General features: G+C 59.6%; 16 protein-coding genes. 6 read left to right on the forward strand and 10 right to left on the reverse strand.

The annotated features are described in order from the left end of the window. From PA598K_RS23455 to PA598K_RS23485, 7 genes are all read right to left on the reverse strand, one after another. A partial coding sequence (locus PA598K_RS23455) for an ABC transporter transmembrane domain-containing protein (RefSeq protein WP_221414174.1) occupies positions 1-431 on the reverse strand: 431 nt, incomplete at its 3' end. A gap of 103 nt (positions 432-534) precedes the next feature. Continuing rightward, on the reverse strand, positions 535-1,545 hold the full coding sequence (gene cydB, locus PA598K_RS23460) for a cytochrome d ubiquinol oxidase subunit II (protein ID WP_128659294.1): 1,011 nt from the start codon (positions 1,543-1,545) through the stop codon (positions 535-537). A 29-nt stretch (positions 1,546-1,574) separates the two neighbouring features. Then, positions 1,575-2,975, reverse strand: a complete 1,401-nt coding sequence (locus PA598K_RS23465) for a cytochrome ubiquinol oxidase subunit I (protein ID WP_128659295.1) — start codon at positions 2,973-2,975, stop codon at positions 1,575-1,577. A 332-nt stretch (positions 2,976-3,307) separates the two neighbouring features. Continuing rightward, entirely contained in the window at positions 3,308-4,432 is a 1,125-nt protein-coding gene (locus PA598K_RS23470) for a response regulator (RefSeq protein WP_221414175.1), read from the reverse strand. Further along, positions 4,432-7,557, reverse strand: a complete 3,126-nt coding sequence (locus tag PA598K_RS23475; protein WP_128659297.1) for a hybrid sensor histidine kinase/response regulator — start codon at positions 7,555-7,557, stop codon at positions 4,432-4,434. Before PA598K_RS23475 ends, PA598K_RS23470 begins: the two co-directional genes overlap by 1 nt. 169 nt (positions 7,558-7,726) lie before the next feature. Then, positions 7,727-8,065, reverse strand: a complete 339-nt coding sequence (locus tag PA598K_RS23480; protein WP_128659298.1) for a hypothetical protein — start codon at positions 8,063-8,065, stop codon at positions 7,727-7,729. 85 nt (positions 8,066-8,150) lie between these two features. Next, positions 8,151-8,675, reverse strand: a complete 525-nt coding sequence (locus tag PA598K_RS23485) for a hypothetical protein (RefSeq protein WP_128659299.1) — start codon at positions 8,673-8,675, stop codon at positions 8,151-8,153. 190 nt (positions 8,676-8,865) lie between these two features. Between PA598K_RS23485 and PA598K_RS23490 the strand changes: the two genes are divergently transcribed. The 6 genes from PA598K_RS23490 (at position 8,866) to PA598K_RS23515 (ending at position 15,870) form a co-directional block, all read left to right on the forward strand. After that, complete coding sequence (locus PA598K_RS23490) at positions 8,866-9,357, forward strand: hypothetical protein (RefSeq protein WP_128659300.1); 492 nt, start codon at positions 8,866-8,868, stop codon at positions 9,355-9,357. A gap of 570 nt (positions 9,358-9,927) precedes the next feature. Next, a complete protein-coding gene (locus tag PA598K_RS23495; protein ID WP_128659301.1) occupies positions 9,928-11,328 on the forward strand; it encodes an ABC transporter substrate-binding protein in 1,401 nt (466 codons plus the stop codon). 181 nt (positions 11,329-11,509) lie between these two features. Beyond that, positions 11,510-12,394: a carbohydrate ABC transporter permease gene (locus PA598K_RS23500; protein ID WP_128659302.1), complete on the forward strand. Its 885-nt coding sequence runs from the start codon at positions 11,510-11,512 to the stop codon at positions 12,392-12,394. Further along, positions 12,394-13,221: a carbohydrate ABC transporter permease gene (locus PA598K_RS23505; protein WP_128659303.1), complete on the forward strand. Its 828-nt coding sequence runs from the start codon at positions 12,394-12,396 to the stop codon at positions 13,219-13,221. The genes PA598K_RS23500 and PA598K_RS23505 overlap by 1 nt, the downstream gene beginning before the upstream one ends. A gap of 23 nt (positions 13,222-13,244) precedes the next feature. Beyond that, positions 13,245-15,098, forward strand: coding sequence for a cache domain-containing sensor histidine kinase (locus tag PA598K_RS23510; protein WP_128659304.1), 1,854 nt, complete (start codon positions 13,245-13,247; stop codon positions 15,096-15,098). Further along, complete coding sequence (locus PA598K_RS23515; RefSeq protein ID WP_128659305.1) at positions 15,061-15,870, forward strand: response regulator transcription factor; 810 nt, start codon at positions 15,061-15,063, stop codon at positions 15,868-15,870. The genes PA598K_RS23510 and PA598K_RS23515 overlap by 38 nt, the downstream gene beginning before the upstream one ends. A 47-nt stretch (positions 15,871-15,917) precedes the next feature. On the opposite strand, the gene PA598K_RS23520 is transcribed toward PA598K_RS23515, so the two are convergent. The 3 genes from PA598K_RS23520 to PA598K_RS23530 all read right to left on the reverse strand — a co-directional run bounded on the left by PA598K_RS23520 (position 15,918) and on the right by PA598K_RS23530 (position 21,123). Further along, the gene (locus PA598K_RS23520) at positions 15,918-16,277 is read right to left on the reverse strand and encodes a hypothetical protein (RefSeq protein WP_128659306.1); all 360 of its coding nucleotides are present in this window, start codon (positions 16,275-16,277) and stop codon (positions 15,918-15,920) included. A gap of 67 nt (positions 16,278-16,344) precedes the next feature. Then, entirely contained in the window at positions 16,345-17,277 is a 933-nt protein-coding gene (locus PA598K_RS23525; RefSeq protein ID WP_128659307.1) for a glycoside hydrolase family 43 protein, read from the reverse strand. A gap of 147 nt (positions 17,278-17,424) precedes the next feature. After that, the gene (locus PA598K_RS23530; protein WP_128659308.1) at positions 17,425-21,123 is read right to left on the reverse strand and encodes an S-layer homology domain-containing protein; all 3,699 of its coding nucleotides are present in this window, start codon (positions 21,121-21,123) and stop codon (positions 17,425-17,427) included. Positions 21,124-21,197 lie beyond the last annotated feature (74 nt).

Raw genomic sequence — 21,197 nt, forward strand, 5'->3', positions numbered from 1 at the left:
ACCGGCACGAACATCGAGATCGCAAGCTGCGGCACATATTTGCTCAGATAGCTTTCCAACTGCTCGATGCCTTCATACACGGTGCCGACCAGTTCGCCGCTCCGCTCGCCCTTGCCATACTCCGGCCCCAGCTCCGACAGCTTGCTCACCAGCCGCAGCCGCAGCCGGCTCTTGATCCGCTGCGCCATCGCTGAGGCGGCATAGTCGCCCGTCCCCTGCAGCAGGGCGCGCGCGCCGATGATCGCCAGCAGGATGCCGAGCGGGGGCAGCAGCGCCGTCAGATCGAGGCCGCCCAGGAACGCCCCGTTCACGATACGCGCCATATAGACAGCTTGCACGATGAGCAGCAGCCCTCCCGCTGCGCCCAGTCCGACGCTGATCGCCAACAGCTTGCGCGTGCCTTGCACCTGCTTGAACAGTCGCTTCATCATCGCCGCCGCCCCCTTTTTGTTTTTGATGTGGTTAACGATTCATGTCGTTACATTACTGTCCCAGACGCCGCCGTCCAGGCGACACGCTCGCAGCGACTGACCGTCAGTAGTCCAGATGATCCTGTGCGGTGACCCGCTTGCGGAACACCCAGTACGTCCAAGCCTGATACGCCAGCACGAACGGCAGTACCGTCGCTGCGACGATCGTCATCACCTTCAGCGTATACGTGTTGGACGCCGCATTGTAGACCGTCAGTGACCAGTCCGGGTTAAGCGAGGAGATCATAACATTCGGGAACATCAGCAGGAACACCGTTATCGTCGAGAGCACGATTGTCGCCCCCGTCATGATGAACGCCCAGCCATCGCGTCCGGCTTTGATGAAGAAGTGGACCGACAGCAGCGCCATTCCCGCGAGCACCGGCACGAGGCCGGGGTTGATCCCTTGCGAGGAGAACATCTCCGTCTCAAAGTAGCTCAGCACGACGAACAGCAGCAGCACCGCGCTCGTCCAGGCGCCGATCCGCTGAGCGACCCGGCGCGCCCGATCCCGCAGCACGCCCTCTGTCTTGAGCGACAGAAACAACGCGCCATGCAGCAGGAACAGCAGCACCATGCTCAGTCCGGCAGCAATCGAATACGGCGAGAGCAGATCCCAAAAGGAGCCTACATAGTTCATGCTCGCATCGATCGGCACGCCGCGCATCAGATTGGCGAGCGCCACGCCCCAGAGCAGCGCCGGCAGCAAGCTGCCGATACAGATAATCCAGTCCCACATCGTCCGCCAGCGCTTGCTCTCCAGCTTGCTGCGGAACTCAAACGCCACGCCGCGCCCGATCAGCGCGAGCAGCATGAGGAACAGCGCCATATAGAAGCCGCTGAACAACGTCGCATACCAGTTCGGGAAGGCGGCGAACATCGCGCCGCCAGCCGTGATAAGCCATACCTCATTGCCGTCCCAGAACGGACCGATCGTGTTGATAACGACGCGCCGCTCCGTATCCGTCTTGCCCAGGAACGGCGTCAGCATGCCGACCCCGAAGTCGAAGCCCTCCAGAAAGAAGAAGCCGATGAACAACACTGCGATCAAAATAAACCAAACCGTCTCGAGCATCTACCCTTCGCCCCGCTTTCTCATCATAATCACAGCACCGCGGCTGTGCCGCTGTCCTGCGGCTGGCCGCTCTTCGCCTTGTGGTGCGGCGCGTCGACGTCTGCGCCCTGGCGCACCGTATGCACGACCAAATAGATAAAGGCGGCAGCGATCAGCCCGTAGACGATCGTGAAGCCGATCAGCGTCGTCGCTACCATGCCGCTAGAGACGACGGGCGAGACACCCTGCTCCGTCCGCTGCAGTCCGAACACGACCCATGGCTGCCGCCCGACCTCCGTCATGATCCAGCCTGCGGTGTTTGCGATGAAAGGCAGCGCCATCGCCGGCAGCATCCAGCGAAGATAACGCGGCGAGTTCTCCAGACGATTGCGGATGACCTTGTACGTCCCCAGCATCCCGAGCAGGATCATCAGCATGCCTGCGCCGACCATCGCCCGGAAGCTCCAGAACGTCGTCCGCACAGGAGGAATATAGTCGCCTGGGCCGTACTCGGCCTCATATTGCGCTTGCAGCTCCAGCATTCCCGGCACGCTGCCGCTCAGCTTGTTGTAGGAGAGCACGCTGAGCAGATACGGGATCTCGATCTGGAACGGGTTCTCCTGCTTCTCCGGACTAATGGACGCGATGACGGTCCACGGCGCATGCTCCTCCGTCGTATTCCACACGCCCTCAGAGGCGGCCATCTTCATCGGCTGCGACGTCATCAGATGCTGCGCCTGGTCATGACCGGCGAATGCAGTGAGCAGACTCGAGACGAGCGCAACGACGATAGCAATCGTAAACGAGGTGCGGAACACCTCGATCTGCTGCTTGCGCAACAGCTTGTAGGCGCTGATCCCTGCTACGAAGAAGGCTCCGGTGGCCAATGCGCCAAAAATAACGTGCGGGAACTCAACCCATAGCTGCTTGTTGCCCAGCAAGGCGAAGAAATCGTTCATCTCGGCACGGCCGTTGACGATCTCGAAGCCTACCGGCTCCTGCATGAACGCATTGGCGCTAAGAATCCAGAGCGCCGACAGCGTAGCCGCGACAGCCACCAGCCAGATGCAGGCGAGGTGGATCTTCTTGGGCAGCCGGTCCCAGCCGAAGATCCAGATGCCGAGGAACGTCGACTCCATAAAGAAGGAGACGAGCGCCTCCACCGCCAACGGCCCGCCGAACACGGCGCCGACATAACGGGAGAAGTCGGCCCAGTTCATGCCGAACTGGAACTCCTGCATGATCCCTGTGACGACGCCGACCGCGAAGTTGAGCAAGAAAATTTTGCCCCAGAACTTCGTCATGCGCTTATACTTCTCGTCGTCGCGGATGACATACATCGTCTGCATAAATGCAATTAAATACGCCAGTCCAATCGACAACGGCACGAACAAGAAATGATAAATCGTCGTGATGCCGAATTGTAATCTGGCAAGCTCGACAGCTTCCATGTGAACCTCTCCTTTCGACTCATTCATTATAGGAGAGAGCGGAGGGGAAATTATGTGATCTACTTCACACGAAGTCGTGTCGATGTTATTCCTATCACTCTTATTGTGACGAATGCATGAAATTCCATCGCCAAGAAGCCCGGCCGATAATCGGCCGAGCCTGTGTGCTCCAATGATGTGACGTTGCTCCGAGGTCGTCCGACCGCCGTCATGCGGCCGGCCCCCCGCGCGCCGGGAGCTGCGCGCGGGGACGAGTGCCCTGAGTCGCTCCCGCGCCGAAGCGCTCCGGCCACCTCTGCCGGGAGCTGTACTAACCGGTCAGCGCTCCTTCCTCAGCTATCCAGCAGCTGACGCAGCTCCGGGTCGGGCGGCGCGCCCAGCTCCCGGTCGAGCAGCTGCGCCAGCAGACGATACTGCCGTCGCGCCTCCGACTGGCGGTCCATCGCCACATAGAGCCGGATCACCTCGCGATGGATGTCCTCGCGCAGCTCGTCGAGCTGCAGCAGCCGCTCATAGAGCTGCAGCGCCCGCAGCGGCTCCGTTCCCTTGCTGCGGGCCGCCGCCTCCAGCATCGCCGCATACTCATGCTCGAGCCGTCTGGCGCGCTCGGTCGCCCATTCGTACATTCGTCCCTTGAGCAGGCCGCCTTCCCGATAGAGCCGGTCCATCCGGCGCAGCTGATCGTCGCTGAAGTCCCCGATCTCGCGCGCCTCCTGCAGCAAAGCTTCGAACTCGTACATGTCGCACTCCACTGCAGCCGGGTCGATATGCAGCATATTGCCCTCTGTCGACAGGAACGGGAGCAGACCGCCCTCGCTCGTCGCTCGCCGGATATAGTAGAGCGTGGTGTTCAGATTTTTCCATGCCTTGTCCGGCCCCAGGTCGCGCCATAGCGTATCCGCCACCTCCTCGCGGCTGATCGTCCTGTGGCAGACGAGGAGCGCCAGCAGCTCCAGCGTCTTCGGCGACCGCAGCTTCACAGGCTCGCGGCGCGATCCGCCGCTGCTGATCTCCAGTCCGCCGAGCAGCCGGATCGACAGCCTCGTCCCTTGAAGCTGTGACTGGGGCTGGGGCAGCGGGTGTGCCTGATCGTCCGCCAAGAGCTGCCGACGCAGACGTTGGAGGGTGCGGGCCAGACGCTCCTCTGTGACCGGCTTGACGACATAATCGAGGATATCCGTATCGTAAGCCTGGACCGCATACTCATCGTAGCCCGTCACGATGACGCAGGCCAAGGCCGGCCGCAGCTCGCGCAGCCGGTTTGCCAGCTGCAAGCCGGAGAGACCCGGCATCGTAATGTCGAGGAAGGCGGCATCCACCGGGTGAACAGCCGTATAATCGAGCGCTTCCGCCGGATTATGGAACACCCCGCAGATCTGGATGTCCGCATAGACGGAGAGCATCCGCTTCAGCCGCTTGAGCGGCAGCTCCTCATCGTCAACCAATATAACGCGCATCATCGGCCCTCCCCCCGTACTATAGTCGGCAGTTGCATCGGCAGCTCGAATGTCACCACCGTCCCGCTACCCTCCTCGCTAACGATCCGAAAGCTCCTGCCATACAGCAGCCGCAAGCGGCTGGCAATGTTCCACAGCCCGACCCCGCCCGCAGCGCCTTCCGCCCGCAACGCGGCCGCCAGTTGCTCCTGGCTCATGCCCGCGCCGTCGTCCTGCACCGTAAACCGTGTCTCCTCCTCCAAGATGCGCCTGATCGACAACGTCACGCTGCCTCCTTCGACTTGCGACATCAGACCGTGACGAATCGCATTCTCCACGAGCGGCTGCAACAGCAAGGGCGGGATCCGCATCGTCACGTCTGCGTCGATCTCGTAGACGACCTGCAGCCGGGGGCCGAATCGCACCTGCTCGATGCTGACGTAGGCCTGCACCATCTCCAGCTCTTGCGCGAGGCTGGTGTAGGAATCAAGCTGGCGAAACTGAACGCAGCTCCGCAGATAGCGCGACAACTGCAGCGTCACCTCTTCGGCTTGCGCTGGACGCTCTACGCACAGCTCGGCGATCGCATTCAGCGCATTATGAAGGAAGTGCGGATTGATCTGGGAGCGCAAAAAAGCAATCTCCGCCGCCTTAGCCTCCTGTACGGACGTCTTCAATCTCGTCAGGCTGGCGACTCTGGCGAGCAGTTCCTCTGCCTGGAAGGGCTTAGCCATAATGTCATTGGCCCCGCCCTCCAGAGACAGCTGCAGCTCGTCCGCCCGATTGCCTGCTGTCAGCATCAGCACAGGAAGCTCGGAGGGCGAGAAGCGCTCCCGCAGTCGGAGCAGCACCTCGTAGCCGGACATATCCGGCATCATGATGTCGACAACAGCCAGATGAACCTCCGGCATCCGATCCAGCAAGGCCAGCGCCGGTCCGCCGCGATGGACCAGGGCGTAGCTGTAGCCCTCCAGCTTCAGCAAGCTCGCCATCGTCTGCAGATTAGCCGCATCATCGTCGACGACGAGGATCATCTCGGGACGAGCGCCTTGGGCGACGATGGGATAGCGTGTCTGTGCGAGGTCTGCCGCCGCTGCGGCGACTAGCGGCTCCACCTCCTGCTGGCGACTCTCCGCCACGACAGATCGGTCTGCTGCAGCTAGCGGCAGCGTGATGACAAAGCACGCGCCCTCCCCTGCCGCCGACTGCGCGCGGATCGTGCCGCCGTGCAGCTCCACCAGCTTGCGCGTGATGCTCAGCCCCAGGCCCGTACCGCTCGCGTGGTGCGGCCGGACGCCCGACTGCTCGAAGGGGAGGAAGATCCGCTCGAGCTGATCCGGCGGGATACCGATACCGGTATCCGTCACCCGGACCTCCGCCATCCCCTCTCGGACCGAGGCGGCGATGGCGACCGATCCGCGCTCGGTGAACTTGACGGCGTTGCCGACGACATTATGCAGGATCTGGATCAACCGGTTGCCGTCCGCATGGAGCGGCGGGAAGTCTTCGGGCACCTGATTGACGAGCGAGACCGGCTTGCCGTGCAGCAGGAACGAGTGGATGCGCAGGATGGAGTCGACCGACGCTTTGAGATCGACCGTATTTTTATAGAGCGGGATGTCGCTATACTTCATCTTGGAATAGTCGAGCAGTTCGTCTACCAGCTCCGTCAACCTCCTCCCGCTGCCGATGATGATCCCCAGCGTCCGGGCCTGACCGTCGGAGAGCGGACCCTCGGCCCCCTTCAGCAGGCTGTGGCTCATATTGACGATCGCGTGCAGCGGCGTCTTCAGCTCATGAGACGTATTGGAGAGGAAGTCGTCCTTGATCCGATTCATCCGGAGCAGCTGGTTTTTCATCGCCTGCACTGTCCGATAGGCCTCGAAGAAGCGCAGCACGGCCAGGAACAACACGAGGATGCTGAAGAGGACGATATAGACCTGACCGCTCCAGACGTTGGACTTCAACGAGATCGAGAACAGACTGATATCGACGCAATACAGCGACACGCACAAGACCGTCGTATACTGCAGCAACGCGCCAAACCGCTCAACGGGCCGGCTCGAGATATACAGGACAGCCGTCTTGTACAGGAACCACCCGATCATCAGACTATAGCAGCCAATAAAGAAGACCGAAATGCCGAGGTAGAAAGAGATCGGCGTAAAGACCACCAGAATCGCATACGCTGCCAGCATTCCCATCATGAGGACCGTCAAGGAGCCGGATATCGTCCGATTGCGGAGCCGATAAAAATAAAAGGTGAGCAAGCTGATGCAAACGGTCGAGACTATGTCCTTGAGCTTGTAAAACGTCTCGAAGGTCATCTGCGGCAGCAGCATCGAGATCACGCGCTCGCTGACCATACCGTTATAGATACCGAAAGCGACACAGATAAATCCGAGCAACAGCAAAGCATCATCCCGATTGCCGTAGAACCGCGCACCTGCGTAACTAATGAAGAAAATAATCGCCAGCGCCCCCATGACGGCCAGCGCGCTCAGCTCCAGCCCCTTGCCCAGGTAATCGGCCGCCAGCATCGCGGACGGTTCGCCGAAGAGCAGCGGCAGCGGAATACCGGAGTTGGCGTAATCATAGTTCGACACCTGGATGACAATCTCTAGCTCTCCCCCCTCGTAAGGGAAAAACGCGAGCGCAGGACTATTGCCAGCCTCATAAGCCTCAGCTTCGCGCGACACCCGGCCGTCGCTGATCACTCGCTGTCCATTGACATAGATCTCGCTCGAAAAGCGGATATTAAGCTTCTTGAGGGCGTAGGTGCCCTGCTGAGGCAGATTGCGCAGCACCGCCCGGTACGAGGCCGCTCCATATGCCGGCGCTGTACGCCCCCCTATGCGCGTACCGTTCCACTGTCCGGGCACATCGACCATCGCATCAGGGCTCAGACGAGGGGCAGGCGCGCCGCTTGCTCGTTCTTCCATCAACAGTCGGTCCCAATAGAACTCCCACTCGCCGTTCAAGCGTATCCGCGCAGCCCGCTCCATATCCCACTCCGACAGATCCAGTACGCCCTCCTGCACCAGCATATCGTCTGGCTGGCCGCTGTGATCCAAGACCATCGATAGCGGAATGAAGGGCACGGCGATCAATCCCGCGAAGATGACGACCAGCAATCGCTTGACCACTCGATGCAGCCCCTTCCATCAAAAAAACAGTCCCCGTGGACTGTAAGCAAGCTGATGTAGCACATCTCTAATGCAGACATGCCAAAAATGGCGGGGCTCGAGCTTCTTGAACGCCGCCATTTCTTCATTTCGATCCTGTATGTTCATGCCGTCTCGGCACCTGTAACCATCAGTACGGCGGACGCGCATGATGGGGCGGAAGCGTATGATGGGGTGGACGCGCATTGCCTCCGGCAGCGCTCACCATCAACAGTATGCCTGTGATGAGGTGCATAACGAAACCTACAAATGGAATCCACGCCAGGACAGAAGTAACAATGCCCATAATCGATCCATACGATGGCTCACGATTCGATACTGACAAAACGAGAGTCAAAATATGCAAGGCGAGCATCACCAAAAGCGGAACATAAGCAAATCCCATTACAATGGAAGCTCCAAAAAACGGAATCGCGAGGACAATCTCCAACGAGCCAGTCACCCATCGCAGCACTCTGGAAGGCGTCAAGGACAAGCCTCCTTTTCTAGGTATCATTCACCAAAATAATACCACAATCGACACGCCATGGAAATATCTATTTGGTTCCTAATACCTACGGCTGCCAATGATCCACTGGCCCCTGCCCTTCCAGCTCTCCGGCGCAGCGCCACATGAATCGCATCAGGACGACGACGAGGACGATAGCTGCGATCAAGAGCGCAAATCCGAGCAGGATGAAGAGAGGCGGTATGAAGATCAGCACCAGCATGAGCAAGGTAGCCAGCTGGAACGTCAGGAAGAAGGTCCACTTCTGCCCCGCCTCCTCTACGAGATCGGTACGCCCTTGCCGGCCGGCGATGTCCTTGACCCCTGACAGCAAATGATGGACGACGATCAGCAGCAGTCCCAGTGTCAAGATGCCGACGATAAGGCCAATCGGATAGACCGCTACGCCCTCCTCGGTATTGGGCGGCTCGTAGATGGTGAAGAGCGAGAGGAGCAGCAGGACGATGTTCATCGCCTTGGCCCGTTCGAAATGGTCGCTCTCCCGTGCCAACGCCTGGAACCCGAGAGCGAACAGGATAAACCCGACAACATCGGGAAAAAGATCAACACCCATGATGCGAAAATCGAACAAGATAAACAGAAATCCCCAACCAAACTTATGAAAGCCCTCTCGAATGATAAGCCCCTCCCTGTCTAGCGTTATATCCGTCCAGTATAGCAGCTGGGTAATAGAAAGGTAAGCTTGAACACCTGCTCCGTCCTGACGAGCGAACGCAACTGCTGTATAATGATGACTATCATGTTGCAAAAGGATGATACAAATGCATAAGCTCGTCTCTTTAAGCTTTTTGCTTGTTATACTGCTTCTAGCTAATGGCTGTTCCTCCGAAGCAAACGTTAAAGATCCAGAACCGTCAAAGTATACTTCGGACTCTTTTACGCTACAGTCCATCCAAAGCAAAAAAGCGTCGGTCTCTGAAGGCGAGGACCACTATGAAGGCATTCAATACGATCTCATATTGACCACGGAAAATATCTCTGAGGAGGAACTGGCTGCAATCGGAGTCAAACTGAACTTTACCGGCGCTACTTCGGAAATACTCGGCCAGCAAGGGGCAGGGTATACTACTGGCTTCACCCTCCTTGATCGCCAGGGGGATCAAAAGAAATTATTAACTACGTTTATGGTTATTCAATCTCCTCCTATCGCCCAAGACGATCTTGACTATCTCCTGAGTCCAGATAGCGCGCACGATTTGTCTGCTACCATTTATGACAATAACACTCCGATAGCCACGACATCCGTGAATTAACGTTCCGGTCCACGTTACGAGGAGAAGGGGTTTCCGATCCCTGTTGTTTCAAGAGTTCTTTGATGATCTAACAGCAGAAGTACTCGAAATCCGGGGACGAAGGCCGGGATAGGATAAATGTAAAAGTACCTTTATTTGTCGCGAAACGGGTTAGAAAAGGGGCAATAAATGCAAATGCGCACTTAAATGAGGCTGGATTCGCTTCATGTGTGCCTTTTCCCAAAAATAACTGCACTTTTGCACTAAAATTCCGTTTGCACCCGCTTTGGAGCGTAAATAGAGGTATTTTTGCAGTTCCGAGCCGTATTTCCGACCTCGCTCCTCGATGAACCATTCGATGCCGTGCAGCCCGTTATCATAGACCCGGTAGAACAACATATATACTTTGGCTACTCCCGCTCTTAACGACGTCAGCTCCGCTTCAAAAAGCTTGATCCCTTCTTGCTCCCGCCTCCCCGTTGTAGACGATCTTATCCCTGTATTAGAAATATGAAGCCCTTATCAAGCGGTAGCCCGCTTCCTATAATGAAGGTGTGGCCATCAATATATGGAAGCAAGGGGGATATGCGCATGAAGAAAGGCAAGCTGCAATGGACGGCGCTGCTGCTCGCGGCAACGGTAGGGGCGGCGGGCTGCGCCAACTCGAATACTCCGGCAACGAACGGGGTAGGCGGCAACGGCGGCGACGGTAAAGAAGCGGTGACCGAAAACAAGGGCACGGACAACGCCCCGGCGGAAGCGACGCCGTTCGAGATTACAATCCGGCATACGCAGGTCGGCGAGTCCAAGAAATTCCGTTTTGCTTTGCTCGAGGATGTGGTCAAGAAGACCGAAGCGGAGGTTCCGGGACTGAAGATCAAGCTCGACGGCGTAGACTCCGAGGTCAATCGCAAGGAGAAGCTGCGCGGCGAGATGGCGACCGGCAAGCCGCCGGAGGTGTTCGACGTGTTCGGAAGTCCGGACGCCGCCTTGTTCGCCAAGGAAGGGCTGATGCTGGACTTGACGCCGATCCTTGACGAGCTGGGCATTCGCGACCAGTTCACCACGCTTGACCCCTTCACCTATGAAGATAAAGTGTACGGTCTGCCGATCGGCGGGTCGGTGGAAGGGTACTTCTACAACAAGCAGTATTTCGAGGAGAAGGGACTGGCGATCCCCAAGACGCTGGCCGAGCTGGAGCAGATCGCCGAGACGATCAAAACGGACGGCAAAATCCCATTCGCCCAATCGTCCAAGGATGCCTGGATCCCGCTGATGACTACCAATAATCTCTGGTCCTACTACGGCGGTCCGGCCATTACCTACGGCTTCAAGACCGGCGAAACGAAATGGACCGACCCCAGCGTCGCCCAGGCGGTCGCCAAGCATCAGGAGTGGGTGCAGAAGGGCTACTTCAAAAAAGGCGAGCTGGGCTTCGAATATGCCGACATGCGGAATCAGATCATCACCGGGGAAGCGATCATGATGATGGACGGCTCGTGGGCCAACTCGGTCTTCCGGGATGCCGAGCAAGCCGGAGACATGGTGGGCAAGATCGGATATTTCAATATGCCGCCGCTCAAGGCAGGCGACCCGGTCGTCGTCATGCAGGATGCGAACAACGGCTACGGCTTCTCGGCGGCGGTCGCCAGCGATCCGCAGAAGCTGGCGGCGGTGACCGCCTTTATCAAGAACATGTGGACGGAGGAGATGCAGCTGCGCGGCCTCGAGGAGGATGGCGTACTGCCTGCGATGAAGATCGATCTGGATAAGATGAAGACCGCCTCGGAGGACCCGCTCATGCAAGATATCTTCGCTGCGGTGAGCGAAATCGGCATTTCGTTCCCTGCCTTCGACGCGCTCGTGCAGGCCGACGTCAACACCGCGCTCAGCATCGGCATCCAGCAGATCATCGGCGGCGAGACGTCGCCCGAGTCGATGCTGGAGCAGGTGCAGTCCGTACAGGAAGCGGCCAACGCCGCAGAGCAATAAGTAGGTTCAAGGTGAAACGGCTGACGCCGCCCTTTGACGGCCCAACGCGTTTCATTCCGGAGAAATAAGAGCCGTTTAGATAAGCGCAGCATGCAGGGACGCTTGCCGGTACAGAGGGCGGCGTCCCTTTTTCTACCGCTGCCCCTGGCAAGTCCTATCGAATGCGTGAATGGAGGTCCTCATGAACAAAGCGCTGCGCCGCCCGCTAACCTATTTTTTATTCGTGATGCCTGGACTGCTATTGTTCATCGCCTTTTTTATCTATCCCGTCCTGACGGCCGTCATCAACAGCTTCACGAGCTGGAACGGCATCTCTCCGACCAAGGCGTATATCGGGCTGGACAATTATACGCGTGCGATCGACGACGCTGCCTTCTGGCGCTCGGTCAAAAACAACAGCTACTTTATCCTGTTCTCCTGCTTCGTCCAGGTGCCCGTTATTATCCTCTTCTCGCTGCTCATCGCCCAGGTGAAACGGCTGAAGGGGCTGTACAAGACAGCGGTCTTCCTGCCCTCGATCATGTCCACGGCAGTCATCGGCATCCTCTGGGGCTTCATCTACCATCCCGACTTCGGGCTGATGAACGAAGCGCTCGGACTGCTCGGCATCGAGCCGGTCTACTGGCTGTCGGATCGCAAGTGGGCGATGCTGGCGATCCTGATCACCAACGCCTGGCAATGGACGGGCTTCTATATCATCATGGTGCTGGCTGCGATCCTGGCGATCCCCGCCGAGCTGGAGGAGGCTGCGCGCATCGATGGCGCGACAGGCATCCAGCGCGCGCTGAGGATTACGCTGCCCCTGATCGTGCCGATCCTCTCCGTCGTCGTCATGCTCTCGATCGCCGGAGCGATGAAGGCCGCAGACATCGTGCTCGTCATGACCAAGGGCGGGCCGGCCGGTTCGACCGATGTGATGGCGACTTATATGATCCGGTACGCCATTACGAGCTTCAAGCACGGCTATGGCAACACGATCGCCGTCCTCATCTTCGTCTTTACGATCGTCCTGACGGCGATCTACCAACTGCTGATCGCCCGGCGGATCGAAGGGAGGGAAGCCTGATGCAGACTGCGAAGCGGACGATTCCCCATGTATTCCTAATGGGATATCTGCTCGTCATTCTCTATCCGTTCCTGTTCGTGCTGTTCTCCTCGGTGAAGACGAGCAACCAGGAGATCGCCGCCCGTCCGTTCGGTCTGCCCGAGTCGTTGCAGTGGGCCAACTACGCCAACGCCTGGGTCAATGCAAAGATCAGCACGTATTTCTTGAACAGCCTGTACATCGGGCTCTTGTCGGCCTGTCTGTCGATCCTGCTGGCGGCGATGCTGGCCTTTGCGATCTCGCGCATGCGCTACCGCCGACTGAGCATGCTGCTCTTCCAGCTGGTGCTGCTGGGGATGCTCATCCCGAACAACGCGCTGCTGTTGCCGATCTACGGCATGATGCGCGAGCTGCATATGCTGGATACGCATCTGGCGCTGATCATCCCCTATACGGCCAATGCGATCCCGTTCTCCGTCATTATCCTGACCGCCTTCATGCGCTCCTTGCCCGGGGAGATCGAGGAAGCGGCTGTTATGGACGGATTGAGCCCTGCCGGTTTATTTGCTAAGATGATCATACCACTTACACTGCCAGCTTTAGTGACGATTTTTATCATTAACTTTTTGGGCAACTGGAACGAATTTTTGCTCGCTAACTTTTTCTTGTCCGACGATGCGCTCAAGACATTGCCTGTGGGCATGGTAGGCTTCCGGGACGCGTACAACACCAACTATGCGCAGATGTCCGCAGGCATTATTTTCAGCGTGCTGCCGGTGCTGGTCCTCTACGCTGTGCTGCAAGAGAAGATTATCGAGGGCGTCACCGCAGGCAGCATCAAAGGCTAAACCGCGAGACGGGAGCGAATGCGATGAACCTGCGCGTCAAGCTGTTGACCGCTTTTATAGCTCTGGTCATTATCCCGCTGTGCATCCTGGGGGTCATCATCTATCTGGTCACCTTCCGCTCGATCGAGACGAAGCACAGCCAGCAGGCCGAATACGCGCTCAAGGCGATCAGCTACAGCATTGCCAATGTGTTCGAGGGCATCGACACGGTGACCGATACCGGCATTGCCAGAGGGGTATTCCAGGGAGCCCTGCTCCCCGACCAGCCGGATGCGTACAATCTGACCGATGCCGATCAGTTGACGCTGAATGCCGACCAACGGTACTTTCGCTCCATTCTGTTCAGCCATCCTTCGATCGACTTCGCCTTCCTGTACCGCATCTCGGGAGACAGCGAGCGCTCGCGGATCATCACGGTGTTCAACAAGGAGAACTTCGAGACGTTGCCCTACGAGCAGTTCAAGGAGCATCCGCTGTATCAGGAGGTGATGCGCCGCAATGGCGTACCCGTCTGGATCGGCCCTTATGAATACCCGGAGCTGACGGGCTCGGGTCCGGTGTTCACCCAGATCCGGCTGGTCAAGGAGCTGAGCAAGCTGCAGCGGGTCGGCATCCTGTTCGTCCAGATCAAGAACTGGGAGTTCGAGGATATCTTCAAGCATCTGAAGCTCGGCGACAACCGCCAGACGACCCGCTATCTGCTCGTCAATGACCAGGGAATGATCCTCTATGACGATGAGGGACGACTGAACGGCGAAGCGCTCCAGCGCTACCTCTCCCCTCCGTCCGGTCTGCCCTCGGGCTACCAGAGTTTCAAGTCGCCCTTCGACGGGGAGGAAAGTCTCGTCTCCATCTACCCGATCCAGGATCATCCGTGGCGGCTGGTCTCGGTCGTCTCCTGGCGTTATCTGTCCAGCGAGATCGTCACCTTCACGCGCTGGTTCGCAGCGATCCTGCTCGTCTGTCTGCTGGCGACGATGGTATTCAGCCTGGGCTTCATGAATCAGATCACGGGGACGATCGGCAAGATCGTCCGCTTCATGCGCAAGGTGGAGGATGGCGAGCTGGGCGCGCGCGTCGAAGAGAAAGGCAGCGGCGAGCTGCTGCTGCTCGAGCAGGGGTTCAACCATCAGATGATCAAGATTCACACGCTGTTCGATCAGGTGAAGCGGGAGCAGCGTCAAAAGGCCGCCGCCGAGCTGCGGCTGCTGCAGGCGCAGATCAAGCCGCACTTCCTGTTCAACACGCTGGAGTCGATCAATGTGCTGGCTGTGCAAAACGAAGGCCGCAAGGTCTCTCAGATGGTGCTCCGCCTGGCGAGCATCCTCCGGATCAGCATCCAGGAGGCCGATGAAATCCCGCTGCAGCAGGAGATCGAGCATCTGCGCAGCTATCTGGATATCCAGAAATTCCGATTCGGCGATCTGTTCGACTATGCGATCTCCATCCCGGAGGAGCTGCTGTCCTGCAAGCTGTTGAAGCTGACGCTGCAGCCTCTGGTCGAGAACAGTCTGCAGCATGGCTTCGAGGGGCTCGACAGGCAAGGACGTCTGACCGTCACCGCGCATACAGAGCGCGAGCGCCTCCTGCTGACCGTGGCCGACGACGGGGTCGGCATGACGGATCGGCAATTGCTGGCGCTGCACTCGGCCCGACCGTCCGACGAGGAGCCCTCCGAGTCCTCGGAACCTCCCGAACGCCGCGGACTCGGACTGCGCAGCGTCGCAGACCGGCTGCGCTATCACTACGGCAGCCGCTACGGACTGTTCGTCTGCTCGGCCCCGGGCGAGGGCACGACGATACGGTGCGTCATTCCATTACAGGAAACGGGGGAGACGAATGGGGATACAGCGGCTGAAGGGCCTGCTCGTCGATGACGAGCAGCCGATCCTGAACAACCTCTCTCTCGTGCTGCCCTGGGAGGAGATGAACATCGAGATCGTCAAGCTGGCACGCAACGGCGCCGAAGCGCTCGCGGCAGTCGAAGCCAGTCGACCGCATCTGATCCTCAGCGATATCCGGATGCCGGTCATGGATGGTCTGGAGATGCTGCGGCACATCCGCGAGCGCGGGCATGTGTGCGAGGTGCTGCTGCTGACCGGATACCATGAATTCGAATATGCCCGCAGCGCTCTGCGCTACGGGGTCAAGGATTATATCAGCAAGCCGATCAACTATGAGGAGCTGCAGCGAATCGTCGGTCGACTGGCCGACGAGATACGCAGTCGCCACGCCTCGGAGGAGCCGAGCTCGCCCGCGCCGGAGATGCCTCCTGTCGCTGGGCTGGACGTTGCTCCAACAACCAGCTCCAAGCGCTCGCCCGAGCAGCTCATGCACGCAGCCGAGACGTACATCCGCCGTCAGCTCGGGAGAGACTTCGGCATCGAGGATATCGCCGCTCATCTGGGGATCAGCGGCAGTTACTTCTGTCTGTTGTTCAAGAATCACTTCCATGAGACGTTCCTGGAGCATGTGACGAGGCAGCGCATGGAGACCGCCCAAAGCCTGCTGCTGTCCAGCGAAGGTTCGGTCGCCCGTATCGGCGCTCAGGTCGGCTACCAGGAGCGTCGTTACTTCACCAAGGTGTTCCAGAAGTATACCGGCATGACGCCGTCCGAATTCCGCAGTCGCCATACACCGTCCTCCTGACTGCGGTTCGGATGGTGCTGGCGAGGTTAACCAGACGCCGGCAGCCGTTACAGTGAGAAATCTGTCACGCCCTTGCGGGCTGCATACTGGAGCGTATACGTCTCCCCGCCCTCCGGCATCGTCGCGATCTTGACCCGCGTATGATCCAGTCGACTTTCTCGCAAGACACGCTTGACCTGCGCGATCGCTACCGCTTCCTGCGTCACGACACAAAAGATGTTGAGAACATAGGTATTCGGATCAGCAACGCTGCGACCGATATCCGAGCCATCGACATAACCTAGCTCGTCCTCGCTGAGCACCATCTCCACGTATTCGCTTACCTTCTCCCGCAGCCAGTGATCGCGCTTGCTTCCCTTCAGGCTCTTCAGCGGATACTGGATCACCAACCAGCTCTTATCGGACATCCTGCTCCTCCTCCTTACTATAGAACTGCAATGACTCCAACCCTGATCGCACCAACATCGAGCTATACTAACGGGGGAGCGACCGCGCCGCAACTCCCTCGAAGGTCAGACGGACCGGCTCGATCCGCCCGTCTGCAGCGAACGTCATCCGGTCGATGCAGACGACCCGGCGATTGCGATCAGTCTCCTCCAAAGGACGACGATGGTAGACGATGTACCACTCGTCGGTGCCCGGCACCTGGAGGATGCCGTGATGTCCGGCGCCAGTCGCGACGGCCGGGTCCTGCTGCAGGATCTTGGCCTCGCGACGGAACGGGCCGACCGGCGAGTCCGCTATCGCATAAGCGACCGAGTAGTCCGGGCCTCCCCAACCGCCCTCCGACCACATGAAGTAGTAACGGCCTCCGCGCTTGAACATGCACGGCCCCTCCACGAACAACTCGGGCGTCACTTCCTTGTACGTCTCTCCGTCCTCGAAGGGGACGAGGCTAGTCATATCCTCGCCGAGCCGGACGACATTGCAATGGCCCCAGCCGCCATAGTACAGATAAGCCGTCCCGTCGTCGTCAATGAACGCATGCGGATCGATCGGCTGCGCGCCATGGACGAACTGGTCGATCAACGGCTTGTCGAGCGCATCGCGGTACGGCCCCTCCGGTCGATCCGCGACCGCGACGCCGATGCCGCCAAGCTCGTCGTTACTCTGGATGTCGTTGGCCGCGAAGTAATAATAGTAGCGGCCGTCCCGCTCCACCGGCGACGGCGCCCACATCGCCTGATGCGCCCAGGAGATATCCGCCATCATCAGGATTCGCTCGGCTTTGGTCCAGTTCACCAGGTCCTCGGAGTAGAATGCATCGAAGTGCGTCTGCTCCTCATACGGCGCCGACCACGTCGGGTAGATCCAGTATTTGCCCTCGAAGATACGCGCCTCCGGGTCGGCGTACCAGCCCGGCATTAGCGGATTGCCAGACATGCTCTTGCTTGGCTTCTCGTTCATGCTCTGCCCCTTCCTTGGTGCCAGTAAGTCTTTTATATTGTAAATTAAGTATAGGATTAATTAAGCTGGTTAATCAACCGCGTCGCTCCCGGTCGAACAGCAAAAAGGCCCTGAGCCTAAGCTCAGGGCCTTCTGCGTTATGCTAAACTACGCTGCCAGCAACAAATCCAGCAGACGGATGATCATCGTCACCGACTCGGCGCGCGATGCCGATGCATCCGGCTGGAACCTGCCTTCGCCGTCGCCATGGACGATGCCTGCGGCCGCAAAGGCTGCGATAGCCTCGGACGCCCAGTTGTTCTGCGCGACATCCGGGAAGGCTGGAGCCGGTCCGGGAGCGTATGACGTGAATCGGGCCAGCATCGCGACGATCTCGGCTCTCGTCACCGGCTGATTCGGCCGGAAGGCGCCGTCCGGATAGCCGTTGATGGCGCCTGTCGCCTGCAAGGCCGCGATCGCCTCCGCTGCCCAGTGTCCCTGCGTGTCCGAGAAGGACGCCGCACCAGAGGCTGGCAGCGCGAAGGCATGGGCGAGCATCGTCGCGAACTCGGCGCGCGTCACCTTGCCCTGCGGACGATAAGAGCCGTCGCCGTAGCCCTTGACGATCCCCATCCTCGATGCGCGCTCGATGAACGAAGCGCTCCATGAGGAGACGGACACATCGGTGAAGCGTACCGGCGCAGCAGCGCTAGCCTTGTCGGCCATCGCCCGCACCGCTGCGATGTCCACCTGTGCGCTGAACACCGGCTTCGCTGGCGTCGGCTGCGGGCTCGGCTCCGGTTGCGGTGACGGAGCGGGCTGCTCCGGCGTCGGTTCTGGCTGCGGCTCCGGTTTGATCTCTGGCTTGGTCTCCGGCTGCGGGTAAGGGCTTGGCGTCCACGGCACGCTTGGCTTCGGCTTCGCGACGCTGAACGTATCGAACAGTCGTCCATCGATCGTACGCGCCTCGATCTGGATCTTGTCCGCGGCGACGGTGATGTGCGAGTAGACCGGCACGTCTTCATCGAAGATGTAGTTCAAGTAATCGTACTTCATGCCCTCGTAGAACTTCCATCCCGAAGCGCCGCCATCGAGATAGACGGTGCCCTGCGCGTCGGCGCCGAGGGGCTTGCCGCCTTGCATCGGATATGTGCGAGCATACACATGATCGTGGCCGACGAGGACGAGATCGACCTTATGCGCCTCGAGGATTGGCGCGAAGTACTGCTGCGTATACTCTACCAGCGAGCCGCGACCGTTCTCCGTATGATAGGCCGGGCGGTGGAACATCGCGATCGTCCATTTCTTGTCGTTGTTGCTCAGATCCTCCTCGAGCCATGCCGCCTGCTCGATCATCTGCTCCTCGGTGCCCTCCGAGTTCAAGACGACGAAGTGCGCGTCATCGATATCGTAGGCATACGCATATTGACGCTGGCCCTCCGGCCCGTTGACCGGGAAGTTCGCCCCCTTGGTGAACACGTCCTTGCCCTCGCTCTTGACGTCGTGGTTGCCCAGCGTCAGCGCGGACGGCAGGCGGGTCGCATAGACCGAGGAAGCCTGCCAGAACTTGCGCCACTCCTCGAAAGCGCCCCCCGCATCGACCATATCGCCGCCATGCATGACGAACTGAGTCGTCGGATATTGCCTCATCGCCTCAGTCATAAGAGACTGATAGGTCTCCATGCCTTGCGCCTGGTTCGTGTGCGAATCGGTGATGAAAAAAAACGAGGTCGGCGTCGACATGTCGCGATCGACCGTCGTGTAGTCATGCCACGCCGTCCAGTTGCCTTCGTAGCCAACCCGGTACTTGTAGGCGGTGGCAGGCTTCAGGCCTTCGACCAGCACGTTGTGGAAGCGGATCTCGCCCTTGCTCCCCTTCTCCTGCATGCTGAGTACCTGCAGCTCGCTCTCGGCCAACTGCTCTCGGACCTGCGCGGCATCCGGCTCCGCGCCTGCGCCCCACTGCGCCGCCTCGATGTACTGGATCGCCGTCGACGTCCGGGCCGAGCGGGTCTGCCAGGCGACGCTCAGCTGCGAGGACAGATCCTCCGTGACATACGTCTGGACATGCTGCGGCTCATCTGTGCCGTACGGCTCGACGACCTCGTAGCTGACGACCTTGCTGTTCTGATCGCCGACGATCGCCTGGAGCTGATAAGCGCCGAGCGCCAGCGTCGTCAGATCAGTCGTGAAGACACCGTCGGCATCCGTCTGCCCGAGGCTGCCGTTCAGCAGCTGCGCGCTCACGTCGGCCTCGGCGATATAGCCTGTCCGGCCGTCGGGCAGGATCGTCTCGAACCACCCGTCATCCGACTCCGCCGAGCCGTAGTATCGCTCGCCGGACTGCGCTGTGCGGAGTACGGCGGAAGACGCATCGTCATCGGCATAGATCGGCGAGGTCGCTGCCGTCACCGTCAGGAGCGAGCTCTCCCCCAGCAGGCCCTTGAATACGATATCTGCCCCGGCATACGGTCTGCCCTCGCGATCCCGGACGGTCAGCGTCGAGGTCGTGCCCAGACCCACCCCCGTCATACTCAGCTGATACGGGAATGCGATCGTGTAGCGGAGCGGCGCCGCCAGCGGCGAGCTGGTCTGCGTCTGGCCTGCCATCAGGCTCGACTCGCGCATGCGGATGCTCTTGTACGCCTCGCCGCGCGCCAGCACGGCCTGCGCATCGACTCTGAAGTTCACCGTCACGGCATCCCGAGCGGCGGCTGCACTGAGCCCGCTCAGCGCGAGCTGCACGACTCCACCGGCATTGTCGATCACTGGCGTGACGCTCACGCCTGCCGCTGCGCTCACATCGGCAACCTGGAGCGTGCCCGGATCATAGTGCAGGGTGAACTGCGCCTGCTCTGCGCCTGCGTAGTCCTTGACGCCAATACGGACGGGATACAGCTCGTTGCTCACCGCTTCCTCGGCAGCAGACATGTACAGCCGCTCGCCGCTGTCGACAGTGAAGGCATAGGCTGTACTAGCCGGGTTGCCGCTACGGTCCTTGACCTCGAGCACCAGCTCATGATAGCCGCCATCCACCTGGTTGCCCGGGTACGTCAGCAGCCCCGTCTCCGCCGAGTAGTCGATGCCGGACGTAATGTCCTCTCCGTCGAGCCGCACCGCCAGCGTATCGAGATCGAGCCCCGAGCCGCTGTCGCTCAGCGCCACCTTCAGCTGCTCCAGCGGCGCGCTCAGCACCTCGTCCGCGACAGGCTTGAGAGGCTGGATGAGCGGCACGTCCCGGTCCTCGCCCGTCTCCTCGTAGATGAAGGTGATATCGTCGACCCAGAGCGAGCCCTTGTTTTTCTTGCTCATATTCGACTGCTTCAGCTGGAAGAACAGCTCGAGCACGATCGGGCCCGACTTCCCTTGCGGGACAGCCGCCTCGATATACTTCCACCCCGACCAGTTAATGCCCGCGGACGTCTCGTCGTAGAACTCCGCCTGGAACGAGGACCCGCCCTGGTCGCGGAACTTCGTCGTCAGCAGATGGCCTTCATTGTTGCCGTACACCCACATGCCGACCTTCGCCGGATAGCCCGTCACCGGGATGCGGCCTGCGGTGTAGCCGACCTCGATCTGCGACGGGTTGTCGACGACGTCGATCATGTCGTAATCGATGCGGGCCGAGTATTGCCCATTGCGCACAAGCTTCGGACGATCCTCCAGATGGAGCGTGGCGTCGTACATCCGCTTCGGATTGAACTTCACATCGGCGATCCCGTCCTCGAAGTCCTCGACCACCAGGATCGCTGGCGGCGCGTCGGACGCTTCGACCCTGGGCTCGGCCGCCCAACCCCAGTTCAGTGCTCCCATCATAGCTGCCAACGAGACGATCGCGACCGTTTTCTTCGCATGAATGACTCTCATCTTCCTGCTGCTCCCCCTAGATACGAATAATGCATTCCAGAGTACAATAGCAGCGATTTGTTAACTGCAGGTCT

Origin of the sequence: Paenibacillus sp. 598K (assembly GCF_003851045.1) — a bacterium.
Classification (GTDB): domain Bacteria; phylum Bacillota; class Bacilli; order Paenibacillales; family Paenibacillaceae; genus Paenibacillus_D.

What these genes read in the sequence shown, in the direction of transcription:
- PA598K_RS23525 (WP_128659307.1), bottom strand. Translation starts at nt 17,277, where the DNA reads ATGAACGAGAAGCCAAGCAAGAGCATGTCTGGCAATCCGCTAATGCCG.
- PA598K_RS23530 (WP_128659308.1), bottom strand. Translation starts at nt 21,123, where the DNA reads ATGAGAGTCATTCATGCGAAGAAAACGGTCGCGATCGTCTCGTTGGCA.
- PA598K_RS23470 (WP_221414175.1), bottom strand. Translation starts at nt 4,432, where the DNA reads ATGCGCGTTATATTGGTTGACGATGAGGAGCTGCCGCTCAAGCGGCTG.
- PA598K_RS23465 (WP_128659295.1), bottom strand. Translation starts at nt 2,975, where the DNA reads ATGGAAGCTGTCGAGCTTGCCAGATTACAATTCGGCATCACGACGATT.
- cydB (WP_128659294.1), bottom strand. Translation starts at nt 1,545, where the DNA reads ATGCTCGAGACGGTTTGGTTTATTTTGATCGCAGTGTTGTTCATCGGC.
- PA598K_RS23505 (WP_128659303.1), top strand. Translation starts at nt 12,394, where the DNA reads ATGCAGACTGCGAAGCGGACGATTCCCCATGTATTCCTAATGGGATAT.
- PA598K_RS23500 (WP_128659302.1), top strand. Translation starts at nt 11,510, where the DNA reads ATGAACAAAGCGCTGCGCCGCCCGCTAACCTATTTTTTATTCGTGATG.
- PA598K_RS23495 (WP_128659301.1), top strand. Translation starts at nt 9,928, where the DNA reads ATGAAGAAAGGCAAGCTGCAATGGACGGCGCTGCTGCTCGCGGCAACG.
- PA598K_RS23515 (WP_128659305.1), top strand. Translation starts at nt 15,061, where the DNA reads ATGGGGATACAGCGGCTGAAGGGCCTGCTCGTCGATGACGAGCAGCCG.
- PA598K_RS23490 (WP_128659300.1), top strand. Translation starts at nt 8,866, where the DNA reads ATGCATAAGCTCGTCTCTTTAAGCTTTTTGCTTGTTATACTGCTTCTA.
- PA598K_RS23510 (WP_128659304.1), top strand. Translation starts at nt 13,245, where the DNA reads ATGAACCTGCGCGTCAAGCTGTTGACCGCTTTTATAGCTCTGGTCATT.
- PA598K_RS23520 (WP_128659306.1), bottom strand. Translation starts at nt 16,277, where the DNA reads ATGTCCGATAAGAGCTGGTTGGTGATCCAGTATCCGCTGAAGAGCCTG.